Genomic DNA, 16752 nt, shown 5'->3' with positions numbered 1-16752 from the left:
GCCCGGTCACCGCACCGCAGAAGAGCGCTGCGATCCACCACGAGGGCATGCCGCACCATGCTGGGACGCGAACACGACATAGCAGTGAACCCCGACGCCTGCCCTGTACAGGCCAAGCGTGGCCTGCTGCAGGCACTGGACCTGCATTCGCTGTGGCGCGCCTGCGTGGATCTGATCAACCAACACCTGCCCTGCCACTCGTGCACCTTGATGTACGACATCAACGGTACCTACCAACCACAGCGCAGCCTGCATTTTCTCGGTGCCAGTGCGCCCGGCAGCGCACGCCCGTTGCGCAGCCTCGAGGTTGCCGCGCCCTATCTGCAGCGCAACCCGCGCATCGACTGGTACACGCTGTCACAGATCGCGTCCACCGACGCGCAGGCCAGGCTACGGTTGCGCGCGCAGAATCCCGCGCCCGGATGGAACGAATTCATCCACATGGCATTCTGGCGCGGTGAGGGGCTGGATGCGGTGTTGAGCATCCGCATGCAGGCCGGCCAGGAGCAGATCACCGACGCCCACCAGCAGTTCCTCGGCGAACTGCATCAGCTGATGGGCGCGGGCCTGCAGCGCGTGCGTTCGATGCGGCATGAACGTCGCAGCATCTACCAGGCGCTGCTCGACCGACAAAGCCAGGCCGACATCATCCTCGACCATGAGCTGCACCTGATCAGCCTGTCGCCTGCGGCCCAGCTGTTGTGCGCGGGCTGGCTGGACGAAGCCGGCAAGCGCCTGCGCTTCCCCGACAGCGTGGCTTCGGCATTGCGCGGCTGGCTGCGCCAGGCGAGCCAGGTCGGCGACGCTGAGCTTCCACGGGAAGCGTTGGACCTGCCAGCGGCACAGTTGCGGATCAGCCTGCAGGGTCGCTTGCAGGCGGACGGCCTCTATCCGATGTATCTGCTGCGACTGACGCCATTGCAAGCGGTGGCAACGGCGACGCCCGTGGTCACCCGGCCAATGTGGTCCAGGCTCTCGCCCACCGAAACCCGCGTCGCCGAGCTCGTGCTGGACGGCATGTGCAATGACGAGATCGCCAATCACCTGCGCCGCTCGCGCAAGACCATCGAAAGCCAGATCAGCGCGATCTACCGCAAGCTTGACGTTGGCCATCGTGCGCAGCTGGTGCGCCTGCTCAGCGTCACCGGCTGAGCAGGCGCAACAACTCAAGGCACGAACAGGAAGTAGTCATGCGCGGCACGCGCCAGCTGCGCGATGGCCGCGTCGCGCTCCTCGCTGCTGGCGCGTGACTGCACGAATACGGTAACGATGGCATGGCCGCGTCCGCCCGGCAGCGTGATCACGCCAACATCGTTGATCACATCCCCCACCGTGCCGGTCTTGTGCGCCACCGGGGTTTCCTTCGGCAACATGCCACGCAGGCGGGCGCTGCCGGTGCGGGTGTCGAGCATGATGTCCTGCAGCAGCTTGGTCGAGCCCCGCTGCAGCACGTCGCCACGCCAGACCTTCTGCAACAGGGTCGCCATCGCGCGGGCGCTACTGGTGTCGCCCGGGTCTTCGTTCCAGGCATTGGTATGGCCGCGGCGCAACTCCTCGCTGCGCTCACTACGCGAAAGTTCGGCATAGGCCGCCGGCCCCATCGGCTTGGCCTGCGAGGCGTCATTGCCGCGGTAGTTGGCCAGCAGTTCCCAGATGTAGCGATCGACCCGCATGCCACTGATGCCCAGTGCCTGCATGCGTGCATTTACCGCGCTGGTGCCACCGCCAAGACGAATCAGGATGTCGGTGGCGTTGTTGTCGCTGACCGTGATCATCATGTGCAGCAGATCGCGCACGGTGATGGCCGAACCAGCACTCAGGTGCAGGTCCATCGGCCCGCCCATCTCCGGATAGACATCATCTTCGTCCAGCGTCACCTGCTGTGTCAGCGCGAGCTTGCCCTCGTCCACCAGTTTGAGGATATGCACGGCCACCGGCACTTTCATCGTGCTGGCCATGGGGAAGGCCCGGTCCGCATCGAGGTGGACGCTGCGGCCGCTTTCCAGATGGACGATGGCCGCACCCAGCCGGCCGGGCAGTTGTGCGGCAAGTCGTTGCGCTTCTACCTGCAGGCCCTGGCTGGACGCCGGTCTGGTGGCGGCCATTGCCGGCAGCAGCAGGCAGGCCAGCAGCGGCGCCAGGAGCAGCGCACGCGCGCGTGGGTGCGATGGCGAGCGACGGAGGTGGTACTGGTACATGTTCAATTCCTCTGCAAAAGAAGCCCTTGAAGCGCTACGGCGACGGCCACTGTTCCTGTTGATCCGGATGATGCGTCATCCAGTGGTTCCGCGGCCAAGCGCAATCAGCATTCCGAGCGTAGCCCGGGAAAGCGCAGCGCACCCGGGAACAGGGTTCTACGGTTGTTTCGGGCGGTCCGTGAACGGCCCCGGGTGCGCTGCGCTTACCCGGGCTACGGTTGTCCCAAACCTTCCTGCCTGTCGGTTCATCCCTAGAAGCGCATGCGTGCGCCAAGCGTGAAGTAACGGCCTACCACATCGTAATAAGGCGAGCCGACCGCACCCAAGGGGGACTTCTTGTCGAACAGGTTGCTGATGTCGGCGTAGACCTCGACCTCGCTGTCGCCCGCCAACGCGAAACGCGCCTTGCCACCCACATCCCAATACACATAGGACGGGATGTTACCGTTGGTCAGCACCAGCTGGTTGTTGTAGACGCCGGCCGAGATGTAACGCGCACGCGCCTGCGCAGCATAGCGATCACCACGCCAGCCGAAGGTCGCGTTTGCACGCCAGCGTGGCACACCGGAGCCGCCGGTGAGGCCCTGCGAGGTCACGTACTCGAAGGTGTTCTTGCCGTCGAAGGTGGTGAGGTTGTCGGTCCAGGTCGCCAGCACGCGGGTGTGGAAGTTGCCCGACATCGCCGGGAACAACTTCGCCGCCGGCAGGTTGTAAAGCAGGTCCAGATCGACACCATTGGTACGGTACTCGGCCAGGTTGACGTAGTTGGAGTTGATCCGCTCGATCTCGCCGTTGCCATCGCGCTGGATGCGCCCACACATGGCCTGGTTGCCGGCGATGCAGCGCAGCACGGTTTCCTGCGCCGACACCTGGGTGATCACGTCCTTGATCTCGATGTCGAAGTAATCCACCGACATGATCAGTCCCGGCACGCTGGCCGGCGCCCAGGTGAAGCCGGCGGTCAAGGTGTCGGCCTTCTCCGGGTCCAGCAGCGGATTGCCGCCGCCAATTACCAGCGCACTGATCGAGGTGCCGGTCAGCGGATCGCTGATGGTCGACCAACCGGTGGTGCTGGTGGTGTACATCTCCGACAGGTTTGCCGAGCGGATATCGCGCGAGCGGGTGAAGCGGCCACGGAAGCCATCGAAGAATTCGTTGGTCATGCCGTACTTCCACGACCAGATCGCACCGGAGCTGTTGTAGTCGCTGAAGCGCGCCGCCGCATTGACCTGCAGGTCACGCAACACCGGCATGTCACGCAGCAGCGGTGCGGCGACTTCGGCGAAGGCTTCGCGGACCTGGAAGCTGCCGGCCATCGGCGAGGAACTCCAGGTACTGAACGACTTGGTCAGGTCCTGTGCGCCCACCTTCTGATCGATCTGTTCCTTGCGCGCTTCCAGCCCCATCGCCACCGAGACTTCGCCGGCCGGCAACGAGAACGGCTCGCCACGCAGGTCCAAGCCGGCGGCATCGAGCTTGGTATTGGTCATGCGCTTGGGCGTACCGGTGACATAGGCAGCTGCCTCGGCCGAGGGTGCGCCATGGCCGATCAGGTTGATCGGCACGCAACCGGAGTTGGGGTTGGTCAGGGTCACCCGGCATACCGGCTTGCCGCTGACCGGATCAATCACCGCATCCACTGCGTCGCGGTAGTTGCTGGTCAGCAGGAAGCCCGGCGCGGCCAGATCGGACTGGTTGTCGCCGTGGCTGTAGTAGCCGCTCCAGCGCCAGTTGTCGCCGACCACGCCATCCAGCGCCGCGGTGAACTGGGTGGTGCGGCGGTCGTAGTCGATATCGGGAAAGGCAAAATCGCTGTTGAAGCGACCAAGCCCGAAGCTGGTTTCGCCTGCGGCCAGCAATGCATCACGCACGGTTGTGGGCAGGAAGGCGTTATCCACACTGATCTTCAAACCGGTGCCACGGTTGTGGTCGCCGAACCACGGGAAGCGGTTCCAGCTGCGCGAGTGGCGCACGTCCATGGTCAGGCTGGTGTTGTCGGTGAGGTTCCACGACAACCTTCCCAGCACGTTGTAGCGGCGCTGTGGCGTCATCAGTGAACTGATGTCGTCATTGCTCGGGCTCTCACCTCCCTGGATCAACGAGGCACCGGTATAGCCCGGGAACGGCCGCAGACTGCCATCCGGATTGAAGGCCTGCCCGGCCAGCACACCGGTGGTGGTCAGGCCGCCGATCGCGGCATTGCCGTAACCCACGTTGTCCTTCATCGTGAACGTGCCATCGCCATTGGACAGCTGCGCGGTGCGGCCCAGCCATGGACGCGATGACTTGGGCAGGATGCCGTCGTTGTTCAGCGCCTCGCCGCCGATGACGATGTGGCCGCGGCCCTGTGCGATCTCGAAACCGGTAGCGGCCGAAATGTATTGCTTCTGGTTGTCCGAGCGCGAGGACACGCCGCCCTGCACATCGATCTTTGTGCCGACCAGCTGGCTGTCCAGCTGCACGTTGACCACGCCTGCAACCGCGCCCGAGCCCCAGGCGGCAGAGGCACCGCCGGTAACCACGTCCACGCCACTGATCAGGATCGAAGGAATGCTGGCCAGATCATTGTCGCTGGAGAAGCGTCGCCCATCCAGCAGCACCAGGGTACGACTGACGCCGAGGCCGCGCAGGTCGACCGGCGCCCGCGCCGCATCCACACCGGTGGTATGGGTCTGCGGTGACACCGTGCCACGGAACTGCGGCAGGTCGTTGAGCGCGGCGGCGATATTGGTGTGGGTGGAGAGCTGCAGGTCCTCCGGCGTCACCTTGACCGTCGGCGTCGGCGCGTTGAAGCCCGGCCGATCGATACGCGAGCCGGATGCGGTGACGTTGACGCTGCCGATATCCACCACCTTGTCGGTGGTCTGGTCAGGTTTGGCATCGGTCGATTGGGCGAAGGCACTGGGCAGGCTGCCGGCGATGATCAGGGCGATGCCCGTGGACAACGTGGTTCTGGCGATACGGCGCGGCATACGGTTCCTCGCAGAAGGCTGGAAGTGGAACGGCTGACCTGACAATGCGGACCCTCACCCACATCTTAGGAAGCCACCTTCCCGCCCCGCATCAGGGAAAACCCCGATACCAACCGCTCAAACGACAACGGCCAGCACAGGGCTGGCCGTTGTTTCAAACGTTACCAATGCTTAGTGCGACGAGGCCTTGCTCGCACCAATGCCGGTCTCGGCGCGCACTTCCTGTGCCGGGTAGGCGGCACGCTCGGACTGGGCGTTCTTGCTCTTGTCGGTGATCGAGAAGAACCAGATGGCGACAAAGGCAATCGTCATCGAGAACAGCGCCGGGCTGGTATACGGGAACGGCGCGCTGCCAGCCGGGTTGCCCAGCGTATCCACCCACACCGACGGCGACAGCAGGGTCAGGATCAGCGACGAGGCCAGGCCCAACGAACCACCAATCACCGCACCGCGGGTGGTGCAGTCCTTCCACAGCAGCGACAGGATCAGCACCGGGAAGTTGGCCGAGGCCGCGATGGCGAAGGCCAGCGACACCATGAAGGCCACGTTCTGCTTCTCGAACACGATGCCCAGCAGCACCGCGATCACACCCAGCGCCAGCGTGGTGATGCGCGACACCCGCAGTTCCGAGCCCGGCGGCGGATTGCCCTGCTTGAACACGGTGGCATACAGGTCATGCGACACCGCCGATGCACCGGACAGCGTCAGGCCTGCCACCACGGCCAGGATGGTGGCGAAGGCCACCGCCGAGATGAAGCCCATGAACATGTTGCCGCCGACGGCCTTGCCAACCAGCACCGCGGCCATGTTCGGGCCGCCCTGGATGGTGCCGGTGACCGGATCCGCATATTCCGGGTTGGTCAGCACCAGGGCGATTGCACCGAAGCCGATGATGAAGATCAGGATGTAGAAGTAGCCGATCCAGGTGGTTGCCCAGAGCACCGACTTGCGTGCCTGCTTTGCATCGGGAACGGTGAAGAAACGCATCAGGATGTGCGGCAGGCCAGCGGTACCGAACATCAGTGCCATGCCGAACGAAATGGCCGAGATCGGATCCTTGACGAAGCCGCCCGGGCCCATGATCGCCAGGCCGGTACTGGCCGCTTCCTCGGCACTCTTGCCGCTGTTGGCCGCGATCTGGGTCTTGACCCGCACCGCCTCGCTGAACAGCGCCTCGAAGCTGAAGTTGAAGTGCCACATCACCATCAAGGCCATGAAGGTGACACCGAACAGCAGCAGGCAGGCCTTGATGATCTGCACCCAGGTGGTGGCGGTCATGCCACCAAACAGCACGTAGATCATCATCAGCACGCCAACCAGCGCCACCGCCACCCAGTAATCCAGGCCGAACAGCAACTTGATCAAGGCACCGGCACCGACCATCTGCGCGATCAGGTAGAACAGCACCACCACCAGCGTGCCCGAGGCCGCGAACATGCGGATCGGCTTCTGCTGGAAACGGTAGCCGGCCACGTCGGCAAAGGTGAAGCGGCCCAGGTTGCGCAGGCGCTCGGCCATCAGGAAGGTGAGGATCGGCCAACCCACCAGGAAGCCCAGCGCGTAAATCAGGCCGTCGTAACCATTGGTCATCACCGCCGCGGTGATACCCAGGAACGAAGCCGCCGACATGTAGTCACCGGCAATGGCCAGGCCGTTCTGGAAGCCGGTGATGCCGCCGCCAGCGGTGTAGAAATCGGAAGCCGACTTGGTGCGGCCCGCCGCCCACTTGGTGATACCCAGGGTAGCCAACACGAAGGTCGCGAACATGATGATCGCGGTCCAGTTGGTGGGCTGGCGCACGGTCTGGCCTATATCGCCACCGGCGGCCAGGGCCGCACCGCTGGCCAGCAGCAGACCGAGCATGGCGCCCGAACGCAACAGCGAATGGTTCATCGTGCGTCCTCCACGATCTGCTGGGTGAGCGCGTCGAATTCCTTGTTGGCGCGACGCACGTAGAAGCCGGTGATGGCGATGGTGAACACCATCAGCCCCAGCGCGATCGGTATACCGACGGTGGTGATCTTGCCCGGGCCAATAGGCGTGGCCAGGAAGGCCTTGTCGAAGGCGATCAGGCCGATATAGCCGTAATAGGCCAGCAGCATGAGGATGGTCAGGGTCCAGCCCAGCTTGTTGCGCGTGCTGCGCAGGCGCTGGTACGCCGGGTTGGAGGCGATCCGCTCAACACGGGGATCGACGGAAGCATTCATCGGGATTCTCCAGGCATTGGGAATGCGAGCGCCATGGCATGCAGAACACGCCGTGGCGGTGACATGAGTGCTCCCCGTGGGGGTAGGGAGATGAGGCGTACTACGTTTTCAGGTGCACCAGCGGCGCTACTGCAGCGCCGCTGGCGGATGGGTCAGAAGCTGTACTTGGTGGTGAACTGCACGCGGCTGATATCGCCCTTCTTGCCGTTCTCGATCTCACGCACGCCGTACATCAACTCGGCACCGACATCGACCTTGGGCATCGGCGTGTAGAAGATGTTGCCGCGAATCGACTGCACGCTCTTGGTCACCAGGTCACCGGTGATGGAGGCGTTGTTGTCGTAGTCGCTGCGGGCGTAGATCAGGTTGGTGCGCAGCTTCGGGCTGAAGGCATGGCGCCAGCCGACATATCCGGCAACCACGCCGGTCGGGTCGATCTCGTCGCGGAGCGCGTCATAACCGCTGTCGGCGGTGATGCCCAGGCCGATATAGCGGGAAATGCCTTCGCCACCGGTCAGCTGGTAATGCAGGGTATCGGCATCGCCCATCAGCCACTTGCCGCCAAGGGTGATGCCGCCGGCCACCTTGCTGGCGTCGGCACCGGTGGTCTGGTTGTCGAGCTTGAGCTGGCGCACCAGACCGGCGACGCCGAAGGTGCCCCAATCGCCCTTCCAACCGTAACGCACGGTCAGGTCGGGCAGCGAGCCACGGTCGGAGTTGGCAACCGCCGGCACGTTCCACTTGTTGGTGACCGGGTTGAAGGTGCCGGTAAGCGTGGTGGTTTCCGGATTTTCCAGGGCAACACTCAGGCCACCATTGGTGTAGCGGATCTGCGCCTGGCGCACGAATACCACGCCATCGGTGGGGCCGACGAAGTCAGCCGCTTCCGGAATCGAGGCCGCGTCCATGAAGTTGGACCAGGTCTGGCCGGCCAGCCAGTTGTTCCAGTACATATAGGCGTGGCGCAGGGTGACGCCATAGGTATTGGTCGCGGTCTGGTTGCCCAGCGAATTGCCGAAGAAATCCATCTCGACCATGGCGCCGGCCTTGTCGCCGTTCTCGGCGACATGGTCCACGCCCAGGTTGAAGCGCGAGAACTTGGCGTGGGCGTTGTAGTCCACGTCCGAAGCCTTGCCCGAACCACCGGCGCCATGCACCGGGGTCTGGCCCGGCAGATACAGCGCGCGGCCGGTGGCATCGTCAGCCAGCTGGCCATCACCGGTACGCGTGGCAAGGAAATCGGCCTTGATGAAGCCGCCCACCTTGAAGGTGGTGCCCGCGGTCGCGCCCGGGGTGATGCTGGTGACCTGGATCGGCTGCTTGCCGGCCGGCACCGCCGGCGCGGCAGCGCGCTCGGCCTGTGCGCTGCGCACCTGCACCACTTCGCTCTGGGTCTGGGCGATGGCGCCCTGCTGTTGCTGCTGGGTGGACAGCAGCAGCTGCACCTGCCGTTCAAGATCGGCGACGCGTGCTTCCAGCGCCTTCTCTTTTGCGGTCTCGGCAAAGGCCATGCCCGGCGCAACCAGCGCGACAAACAGCGCGGCAGCGAGTGGCCGGCGGGCCGTTTTCAACATGTTTCGATTCATTGGGACTGCCTCTCTCCAGGCTGGCGAACGGGCCGCACCGGTTGCACGGTCGCAGCCAGCGTGCGCGGGCCAGGTGGCGGGCGGCTATTCGCCATTAGTCGTAAGCAGGCGTCTGTTCGACCATCGTCTAACAAAGGGGGCAGCGCGATGGGGGGTGGATGCGGCACACTTGGGGTGTCCGCCTCTGTCCCTCGACAGAGCGCATTCATTGGTTACAAGTGCAAAGGTGAGGGTTGCCATGACTGATGTATATCCCGTTGATTCCGCGTTCGCCGAGAAGGCACGGATCGACAAGAACACGTACCAGCAGCTGTACCGCGAATCGGTCGAAAACCCCGATGCATTCTGGGCAAAGGCTGCCGAGCGGCTGGATTGGTTCAAGAAGCCGACCAGGATCAAGAACGTCAGCTACCAGCTCGACGATTTCCGCATCAAGTGGTTCGAGGACGGCGAGCTCAATGTCAGCGTCAACTGCCTGGACCGGCAGCTGGCCACGCGCGGTGACAAGACGGCGATCCTGTTCGAGCCCGATGGCCCGGACAGCCCGGCGCAGAAGGTCACTTATCGCGAACTGTACGAACGCGTATGCCGCTTGGGCAACGCGCTGCGCAACCTCGGCATCAAGAAGGGTGACCGCGTCACCATCTACCTGCCGATGATCGTCGACGCCGCGGTGGCGATGCTGGCCTGCGCCCGTGTCGGTGCCATCCACTCGGTGGTGTTCGGTGGCTTTGCCGCCAACTCCATCGCCGACCGTGTCGGCGACTGCGCCAGCAAGCTGATCATCACCGCCGACGAAGGCCTGCGTGGTGGCAAGAAGGTGCCGCTGAAGGCCAACGTCGATGCCGCGCTGAAGCTGCCCGGCACCAATACCGTGGAAACCGTGCTGGTGGTGCGCCACACCGGTGGCGCGGTCGACATGCAGGCGCCGCGTGACCGCTGGTTCCACGACGTGGTGGACACCCAGCCGGCCGAGTGCGAACCCGAGCGCATGAACGCCGAAGATCCGCTGTTCATCCTCTACACCTCCGGCTCCACCGGCAAGCCCAAGGGCGTGCTGCACACCAGCGGTGGTTACCTGCTGTATGCGGCCTATACCCACGAAGCCGTGTTCGACCTGCGCGAGGACGACATCTACTGGTGCACCGCCGACGTCGGCTGGGTCACCGGCCACAGCTACATCGTCTACGGCCCGCTGGCCAACGGCGCCACCTCGGTGATGTTCGAGGGCGTGCCCAACTACCCGAACACTTCGCGTTTCTGGGACGTGATCGACAAGCACCAGGTCACCATCTTCTACACCGCGCCCACCGCCATCCGTGCGCTGATGCGCGAAGGCGAGGAGCCGGTCAAGCGCACCTCGCGCAAGAGCCTGCGCCTGCTCGGCAGCGTGGGTGAGCCGATCAATCCGGAAGCCTGGCGCTGGTATTACGACGTGGTTGGCGATGCACGCTGCCCGATCGTGGACACCTGGTGGCAGACCGAAACCGGCGGCATCCTGATTTCGCCGCTGCCGGGTGCCATCGACCTGAAGCCGGGCTCGGCCACGCTGCCGTTCTTCGGCGTGCAGCCGGCCCTGGTCAGCGCCGATGGTGAGCCGCTGGAAGGCGCCACCGAAGGCAACCTGATCATCCGCGACTCCTGGCCGGGCCAGATGCGCACCGTCTACGGTGACCACCAGCGTTTCATCGACACCTATTTCCGTACCTACCCGGGCAGCTACTTCACCGGCGACGGTTGCCGCCGCGATGAAGACGGCTATTACTGGATCACCGGCCGCGTCGATGACGTGATCAACGTCTCCGGCCACCGCATCGGCACCGCCGAAGTGGAAAGCGCGCTGGTCTCGCACCCGAAGGTGGCCGAGGCGGCCGTGGTCGGCTTCCCGCATGAGATCAAGGGCCAGGGCATCTATGCCTATGTCACCCTGATCGCCGGCGAAGCGCAGACCGACGAGCTGCTCAAGGAGCTGGTGACCTGGGTACGCAAGGAGATCGGCCCGATCGCTGCGCCGGACCACCTGCAGTGGGCACCGGGCCTGCCCAAGACCCGCTCGGGCAAGATCATGCGCCGCATCCTGCGCAAGATCGCCGAGAACGCGCCGGACCAGCTTGGCGACACCTCGACCCTGGCCGATCCGTCGGTGGTGGCGTCGCTGGTGGAAGAGCGCAAGGTCCGCTGAAGGAACAACCAGGAGTGAGTGATGAGGAGCGAGGAGTGAGTGACGGCAACCGCAAGTGCGGTCGGCACCTTCACTCCTCCTTCTGCACCGATGTTCGGCTGTCCTGCCCGTTGCAACAGCGGTAGCATCGGGCAGGACGATCCAAGCTCTCACTCCTGACTTCTCATCACTCACTACTCGCCCCATGCCTACCCTCCTCATTGCCGACGACCATCCGCTGTTCCGCGAAGCCCTGAAGGGCGCGGTGCAACGCGTCATTCCCGGCGTGCAGCTGATGGAGGCCGACAGCGTCGAAGCACTGTACGCACTGGCCGAACAACACCCCGATGCCGACCTGGTGCTGATGGACCTCAACATGCCGGGCGCGCAAGGCTTCAATGCGCTGGTGCACCTGCGTTCGCTGCATCCGCAGTTGCCCATCGTGGTGGTGTCCGCACGCGAGGAAGCCACGGTGATGCGGCGTGCACTGGACCATGGCGCCTTCGGCTTCATCCCCAAGTCCGCTGATTCGGACACCATCGGCCATGCGCTGGGCACCATCCTCGATGGCGAGCGCTGGGCACCGGCGGAGGCGCACAACGTGCCGCCGACCCCGAATGAAGAACGCGAAGTCGGCCAGCGCCTGCGCGAACTGACCCCGCAGCAGTTCCGTGTCCTGCAGATGCTCGGCGTGGGCCGCCTGAACAAGCAGATCGCCTATGACCTGGGCGTCTCCGAGGCCACCATCAAGGCCCATGTCACCGCCATCCTGCGCAAGCTCGGCGTCACCAACCGTACCCAGGCGGTGCTGATGGCCGGCAAGCTGGCCATCGACGATGACGCCATCGTGTTGCCGCCGGAAGAAGACTGAGCACCGAGTCGAGGCAAGCCCCCGGTTTGTGGGAGCGGCGTAAGCCGCGAAGCGGCCGAACCTGCAGCCAGCGTGCTGGTGGTCTTTCCAGGCAATCCTCAAACAGCCAGATTTCTGAATGGCGTTGTGTCCGGCGACCAACATCCACCGGCTTCGCGGCTCACGCCGCTCCTACAAACTCGGTGGCCTGCCATCGCTGCAGCTTGCTGCTACAATCCGCGCTCCCTTGGGGAGTAGCCTGCTTCCAGCAATGGAAGCGCCCACATCAACATACTCGGCCAGTGCGCCGTGGTGTGGGCAGCCAGACCCGGTTGGCGAGACCAGCGGCATGCGTGCGCAACTTTGGTTGGGCGCGGCGCATGCCGTTCGTGTCCGCCCGACCCGGTAATCCTGATGTCTCCCATTTCCATTGTTCTGATCGGCTTCGCCATGTCCACCGACGCCTTCGCTGCGGCGGTTGGCAAGGGCGCTGCCATGCGCAAGCCACGCCTGCTCGACGCCCTGCGCGCGGGCTTGATCTTCGGCGTGATCGAAGCCATCACCCCCCTCATCGGCTGGCTGCTGGGCCGCGCTGCGTCGCAATACGTGCAGGCCTTCGATCACTGGATCGCGTTCGGCCTGCTTGGCGTACTGGGCGCGCACATGATCTTTGCCGGCCTGAAGCCCGATGATGAAAGCGAAGACGAGGGTGCCGGCGACGCCAGCGGCGAACAGCACAAGAGTTTCTGGACCCTGGCCGCGACCGGCTTCGCCACCAGCATCGATGCGATGGCGATCGGCGTGGGCCTGGCCTTCCTTGATGTGCACATCGGCGTGGTGGCGCTGGTGATCGGCCTGTGCACGATGACCATGGTGACCATCGGCATCATGCTTGGCCGTGCCTTGGGTTCCTTGGTTGGCAAGCGCGCGGAGATCATCGGCGGCGTGATCCTGATCATCATCGGCTGCGCGATTTTGTACGAGCATCTGACGGCCGCGGCGGCTGTGGTCGGAGCGGCGTAAATCACGAAGCCGGCACGCCATTTGTAGAGCGCAGCCATGCTGCGCTGGGGCATTACCGGTAAGGCCGCTGCCGAGCATGGCTCGGCACTACAGATCTAGCCCCTCCCCCGCGTGCGGGAGAGGGGTTGGGGTGAGGGCGGCTTTTCGCTGGTGAAGCCCCTGCCGAGCATGGCTCGGCACTACCGCCTGCGCGGGTCGTTCAATGCGGTCAGGAACGCGCGCAGTGAGGCCGGCTTCACTGGCTTGGTCAGCACGCGGTAGCCGCGTTCGCGGGCCATGCGCTTCAACTCATCGCGGCCATCGGCGGTCAGCAAGGCACCCGGCAAAGGCCTATGCGCGGTCTCGCGCAGGGCGATCAGGGTATCCAGTCCATCAAGACGATCATGCAGGTGGTAATCCACCAGCATCACGTCGGGCTGTTCGCCCAGCTTCTCCAGGGCCATGTCCACCGTGCTGGCGGCGATCACTTCCACCTTCCAGCGGCCCAGCAAGGCACGCATGCCGTCGAGGATCTCCTGGTCGTTGTCCACGCACAGCACGCGCATGCCGGCCAATGAATCATCACCGCCAAAAGCCGTCTGCTGGCGCGGCGCTGGCAGCGGTGCGGCAGGCGTCGGCACGCGCGGCAAGCTGATCGAGAACATGCTGCCGTGGCCAGGCTGGCTGCGCGCATTCAAGCCGTGATCGAGCAGGCGCGAGATGCGCTGGCAGATCGACAAGCCCAGACCCAGGCCCTGCTCGCCCCAATCGAATGGCTGCTGGTAGCGATGGAACTCGTTGAAGATCTGTTGCATATGGTGCTCGGGAATACCGGGGCCGGTATCCCATACCTGCAACTCGACTTCTTCGCCGCGCACACGCAACGCCAGCACGATGCGACCGCTACGCGTATAGCGCAGCGCGTTGGCCATGAAATTCTGCAACACACGGCGCAGCAGGCGCCTATCGCTGCGTACCCAGGCGGTGCGCGCAAACACATGCAGGCGCAGGCCACGCCCTGCCGCGACCGGCGTGTACTGCGCCGCAAGCTCGCGGACCAGGACACTGGCGTCGAATTCACTGATGGTCGGGCGCAGGCCACCGGCATCCAGGCGCGACACGCTCAGCCAGATGCCGCTGCTCCTCGGTCTCGTGCAGGCTGTCGCGCAGCGCCGATGCAAACAACCGCGCGGCGTTCAGGGGCTGCAGCACGTCGTGGCTGATCGCCGCCAGGAAGCGCGTCTTCGATTGCTGCGCGGCCTCCGCTGCCTGTGAACGCTCGGCCACGCGCTGTTCCAGGGTCTCATTGGCTTCCAGCAGCGCCTGCTCGGCGTTCTTGAAGTCGGTGATGTCGTTGTAGCTGGTGACATAGCCGCCGCCGGGCAGCGCTTGGCCGCGCAGCTCGATCACCTTTCCATCGGCGCCGGTGCGCTCGAACACATGGGGTGAACCGGCGCGCATATAGCCGATGCGGCGATTGATCTGCACTTCGATATCACCCGAGCCAAGCTCGCCGCGTTCGGCGTTGTAGCGGATCAGGTCAGCGACGGGACGGCCGACGTAAAGCATGCCGTCGGGATAGCCGAACATCTGCTGGTAGCGGCGATTCCATGCGGTCAGCCGCATTTCCGGGTCAACCACGCTGACCCCGGCGCTGATGTTTTCCAGCGTGGTGGAAAGAATCTCGCGGTTGAAGCGCAGCTCCTGCCCGGCCTCGTCCAGCACCGCCACCACTTCGCCCAGATCCATGCCCGAGCCGCGCAGCAGGCTGGTCAGCAGCAGGCGCGCGGACGCCGCGCCAATGGACGCCGCGAGCAGGCGCTCGGTGAACTGCACCCAGACGCGGTCGGCGGCGGCAGCGGGCTGGAATTCGCGCTCCAGCAACTGCGCCTGTTCACCGAACGAACGCCGCGCACGGTTGTCACCGATGACACGGGTTGCCAGGGCCAGCAGATCACGCACCTTGACGTGCGCCGGCCAATCACCGGCCACCACCGGACGCTTGGCGTAAGGATCCAGGAATGGCGCGGCGCGCAAGCGCTCGGCGACATCAGGCCGCCAGCGCATCGACACCAGCAACATGGTTACGGTGTTGATCAACAGCGACCAGAACGTGCCATGGGTCAGTGGGTCCCAACCGGTCAGGCCGAACAACTGTTGTGGGCGCAGCCAGCCGATGCCGAACGGCCCCTGCGTGAGCAGGCTCGCATCCAGCCAGCCGCCATGGCTCAGCGCTGGCACCAGCAAGGTGTAGGCCCAGACCACGAAGCCCGCCAACATGCCGGTTTCCACGCCGCGGCGGCTGGCGCCACGCCAGTACAGGCCACCAAGCAGGCCCGGCGCGAACTGCGCCACCGCCGCGAAGGCCATCAAGCCATAGGCGGCCAGCATGGTGTCGTCGTTGCTGCCGCGGTAGTAACCATAGGCAACCAAGGCCAGCAGCACGATCGCCATGCGTCGTATCCACAGCACGCGCGAGGCGACATTGGCGGCCTCGCGGTGATCGCCGCTACGGCGTAGCAGCAGCGGCATCACCAGGTCGTTGCTGATCATCGTCGCCAGCGCGATCGAGGACACGATGACCATGCCGGTGGCCGCGGAGAAGCCGCCGATATAGGCGATCAGGGCCAGCGTGGTATTGCCGGCGAACATCGGCAAGGCCAATACCAGGGTGTCGTCCGAAGCCAGGCCGGTGCCGAACATCGCCGCGCCGGCGGTAGCGATGGGCACGATCATCAACGAAATCAGCACCAGATAGCCGCCGAACATCCAGCGTGCGCGCCTGACGTCGCCGGCATTGCCGCACTCCACCACGGCAACGTGGAACTGCCGTGGCAGACAGATCAGGGCAAGGAAGCTGAGCAGCGTCTGCGAGACGAAGCCGACCGGCGGCATGCCTTCAAACAGGGTGCGTGCCGACTGCACGACCGACTCGCCACGGTCAGTCAGCCACACATAGGCGAACACGCCGATGGCGACCATCGCCAGCAGCTTGATCAGCGATTCCACCGCGATGGCCAGCATCATGCCGTAGTGGTGTTCGGTGGCATCGACCTGGCGGGTGCCGAACAGGATGGCAAACAAGGCCATCAGCAACGCCACATACAGCGCCGGGTCGGTCAGGAAACCCTTGCCGGCGGCATCGCCGGTCAGCACCTGCAGGCTCATCGCCACGGCCTTGTACTGCAGGGCCAGGTACGGCACCACGCCGATCAGCGCGATCAAGGCGACCAATGCCGCCAGCCGGCGTGAGCGGCCAAAGCGCGAGGAGATGAAGTCGGCGATGGACACCACATTCTCGCTGCGGGCGATCAGCGCCAGCCGCTCGATGATGCGCCAGCCGAACATCAGCATCAGCAGCGGGCCCAGATAAATAGGCAGATAGCCGATGCCGTAACGCACCGCCGAGCCGACCGCACCGTAGAAGGTCCAGGACGAGCAATAGACCGCCAGCGCCAGGCTGTAGACCACCGGCCGCAGCCACGGGCGGTCCGGATACAGCGGACGACGGTCACCCCACCACGCCACCCCGAACAGCAGCGCGGCATAGCAGAGTGAGACCAGGAGCAGGATCCAGCTGGAGACCAAGGGTGTTTCCCATGCGACTTAGCCGGGCCAGTGTAGCCATTCCGCTGGGTTGGGGCTTTTGCCCCCTGCGCCTGCGGCGCAAGAGAGGGGGCAGATCGCCAGCGCACGAAGAATGCGTCGGCTGCTGCCGTTGCTCCCTCCCTTGTGCGCAGCACAGGGGAGGGTTGGGGAGGGGGGCTGTTGGCGGT

9 protein-coding genes, 1 pseudogene and 1 riboswitch are annotated in these 16752 nt (G+C 64.8%); of the genes and pseudogenes, 4 read left to right on the top strand and 6 right to left on the bottom strand.

Features of this window, described 5'->3' with window-relative positions:
* Nucleotides 1-57: 57 nt before the first annotated feature.
* Complete coding sequence (locus AC1VXC_RS01385) at nucleotides 58-1152, top strand: helix-turn-helix transcriptional regulator (RefSeq protein ID WP_482994991.1); 1095 nt, start codon at nucleotides 58-60, stop codon at nucleotides 1150-1152.
* 14 nt (nucleotides 1153-1166) lie between these two features.
* On the opposite strand, the gene bla is transcribed toward AC1VXC_RS01385, so the two are convergent.
* The 5 genes from bla to AC1VXC_RS01360 form a co-directional block, all read right to left on the bottom strand.
* Entirely contained in the window at nucleotides 1167-2198 is a 1032-nt protein-coding gene (gene bla / locus AC1VXC_RS01380; protein WP_481539770.1) for a class A beta-lactamase, read from the bottom strand.
* 251 nt (nucleotides 2199-2449) lie between these two features.
* The gene (locus AC1VXC_RS01375) at nucleotides 2450-5170 is read right to left on the bottom strand and encodes a TonB-dependent receptor plug domain-containing protein (RefSeq protein WP_481539771.1); all 2721 of its coding nucleotides are present in this window, start codon (nucleotides 5168-5170) and stop codon (nucleotides 2450-2452) included.
* Nucleotides 5171-5341: 171 nt separating this feature from the next.
* Nucleotides 5342-7063 (bottom strand): cation acetate symporter, encoded by a 1722-nt coding sequence (locus AC1VXC_RS01370; protein ID WP_481539772.1) that lies wholly within the window; start codon nucleotides 7061-7063, stop codon nucleotides 5342-5344.
* Complete coding sequence (locus AC1VXC_RS01365; protein ID WP_312367264.1) at nucleotides 7060-7377, bottom strand: DUF485 domain-containing protein; 318 nt, start codon at nucleotides 7375-7377, stop codon at nucleotides 7060-7062. Before AC1VXC_RS01365 ends, AC1VXC_RS01370 begins: the two co-directional genes overlap by 4 nt.
* Before the next feature lie 152 nt (nucleotides 7378-7529).
* Entirely contained in the window at nucleotides 7530-8963 is a 1434-nt protein-coding gene (locus AC1VXC_RS01360; protein ID WP_481539773.1) for a DcaP family trimeric outer membrane transporter, read from the bottom strand.
* A gap of 238 nt (nucleotides 8964-9201) precedes the next feature.
* Here AC1VXC_RS01360 and acs point away from each other — a divergent pair, with 238 nt between their 5' ends.
* The 3 genes from acs (at nucleotide 9202) to AC1VXC_RS01345 (ending at nucleotide 12997) form a co-directional block, all read left to right on the top strand.
* On the top strand, nucleotides 9202-11145 hold the full coding sequence (gene acs / locus AC1VXC_RS01355) for an acetate--CoA ligase (RefSeq protein ID WP_481539774.1): 1944 nt from the start codon (nucleotides 9202-9204) through the stop codon (nucleotides 11143-11145).
* A 184-nt stretch (nucleotides 11146-11329) separates the two neighbouring features.
* The gene (locus tag AC1VXC_RS01350; RefSeq protein WP_057629262.1) at nucleotides 11330-11995 is read left to right on the top strand and encodes a response regulator transcription factor; all 666 of its coding nucleotides are present in this window, start codon (nucleotides 11330-11332) and stop codon (nucleotides 11993-11995) included.
* A gap of 221 nt (nucleotides 11996-12216) precedes the next feature.
* Nucleotides 12217-12379: riboswitch (yybP-ykoY riboswitch) on the top strand.
* Nucleotides 12380-12388: 9 nt separating this feature from the next.
* Nucleotides 12389-12997, top strand: a complete 609-nt coding sequence (locus tag AC1VXC_RS01345) for a manganese efflux pump MntP (protein ID WP_313172758.1) — start codon at nucleotides 12389-12391, stop codon at nucleotides 12995-12997.
* A gap of 179 nt (nucleotides 12998-13176) precedes the next feature.
* Here AC1VXC_RS01345 and AC1VXC_RS01340 read toward each other — a convergent pair.
* Nucleotides 13177-16564, bottom strand: a pseudogene (locus tag AC1VXC_RS01340) (hybrid sensor histidine kinase/response regulator).
* Between the last annotated feature and the right edge of the window lie 188 nt (nucleotides 16565-16752).

It is taken from the genome of Stenotrophomonas sp. STEN033 (assembly GCF_056856655.1).
Note: the sequence above shows the minus strand (reverse complement) of the source record. Positions and strands in the feature narration are given on the sequence as shown.

Bases quoted from the DNA above. Each gene is read 5' to 3' on its own strand.
- AC1VXC_RS01370 (WP_481539772.1), bottom strand. From the start codon at position 7,063: ATGAACCATTCGCTGTTGCGTTCGGGCGCCATGCTCGGTCTGCTGCTG.
- AC1VXC_RS01385 (WP_482994991.1), top strand. From the start codon at position 58: ATGCTGGGACGCGAACACGACATAGCAGTGAACCCCGACGCCTGCCCT.
- AC1VXC_RS01360 (WP_481539773.1), bottom strand. From the start codon at position 8,963: ATGAATCGAAACATGTTGAAAACGGCCCGCCGGCCACTCGCTGCCGCG.
- AC1VXC_RS01345 (WP_313172758.1), top strand. From the start codon at position 12,389: ATGTCTCCCATTTCCATTGTTCTGATCGGCTTCGCCATGTCCACCGAC.
- acs (WP_481539774.1), top strand. From the start codon at position 9,202: ATGACTGATGTATATCCCGTTGATTCCGCGTTCGCCGAGAAGGCACGG.
- AC1VXC_RS01365 (WP_312367264.1), bottom strand. From the start codon at position 7,377: ATGAATGCTTCCGTCGATCCCCGTGTTGAGCGGATCGCCTCCAACCCG.
- bla (WP_481539770.1), bottom strand. From the start codon at position 2,198: ATGTACCAGTACCACCTCCGTCGCTCGCCATCGCACCCACGCGCGCGT.
- AC1VXC_RS01350 (WP_057629262.1), top strand. From the start codon at position 11,330: ATGCCTACCCTCCTCATTGCCGACGACCATCCGCTGTTCCGCGAAGCC.
- AC1VXC_RS01375 (WP_481539771.1), bottom strand. From the start codon at position 5,170: ATGCCGCGCCGTATCGCCAGAACCACGTTGTCCACGGGCATCGCCCTG.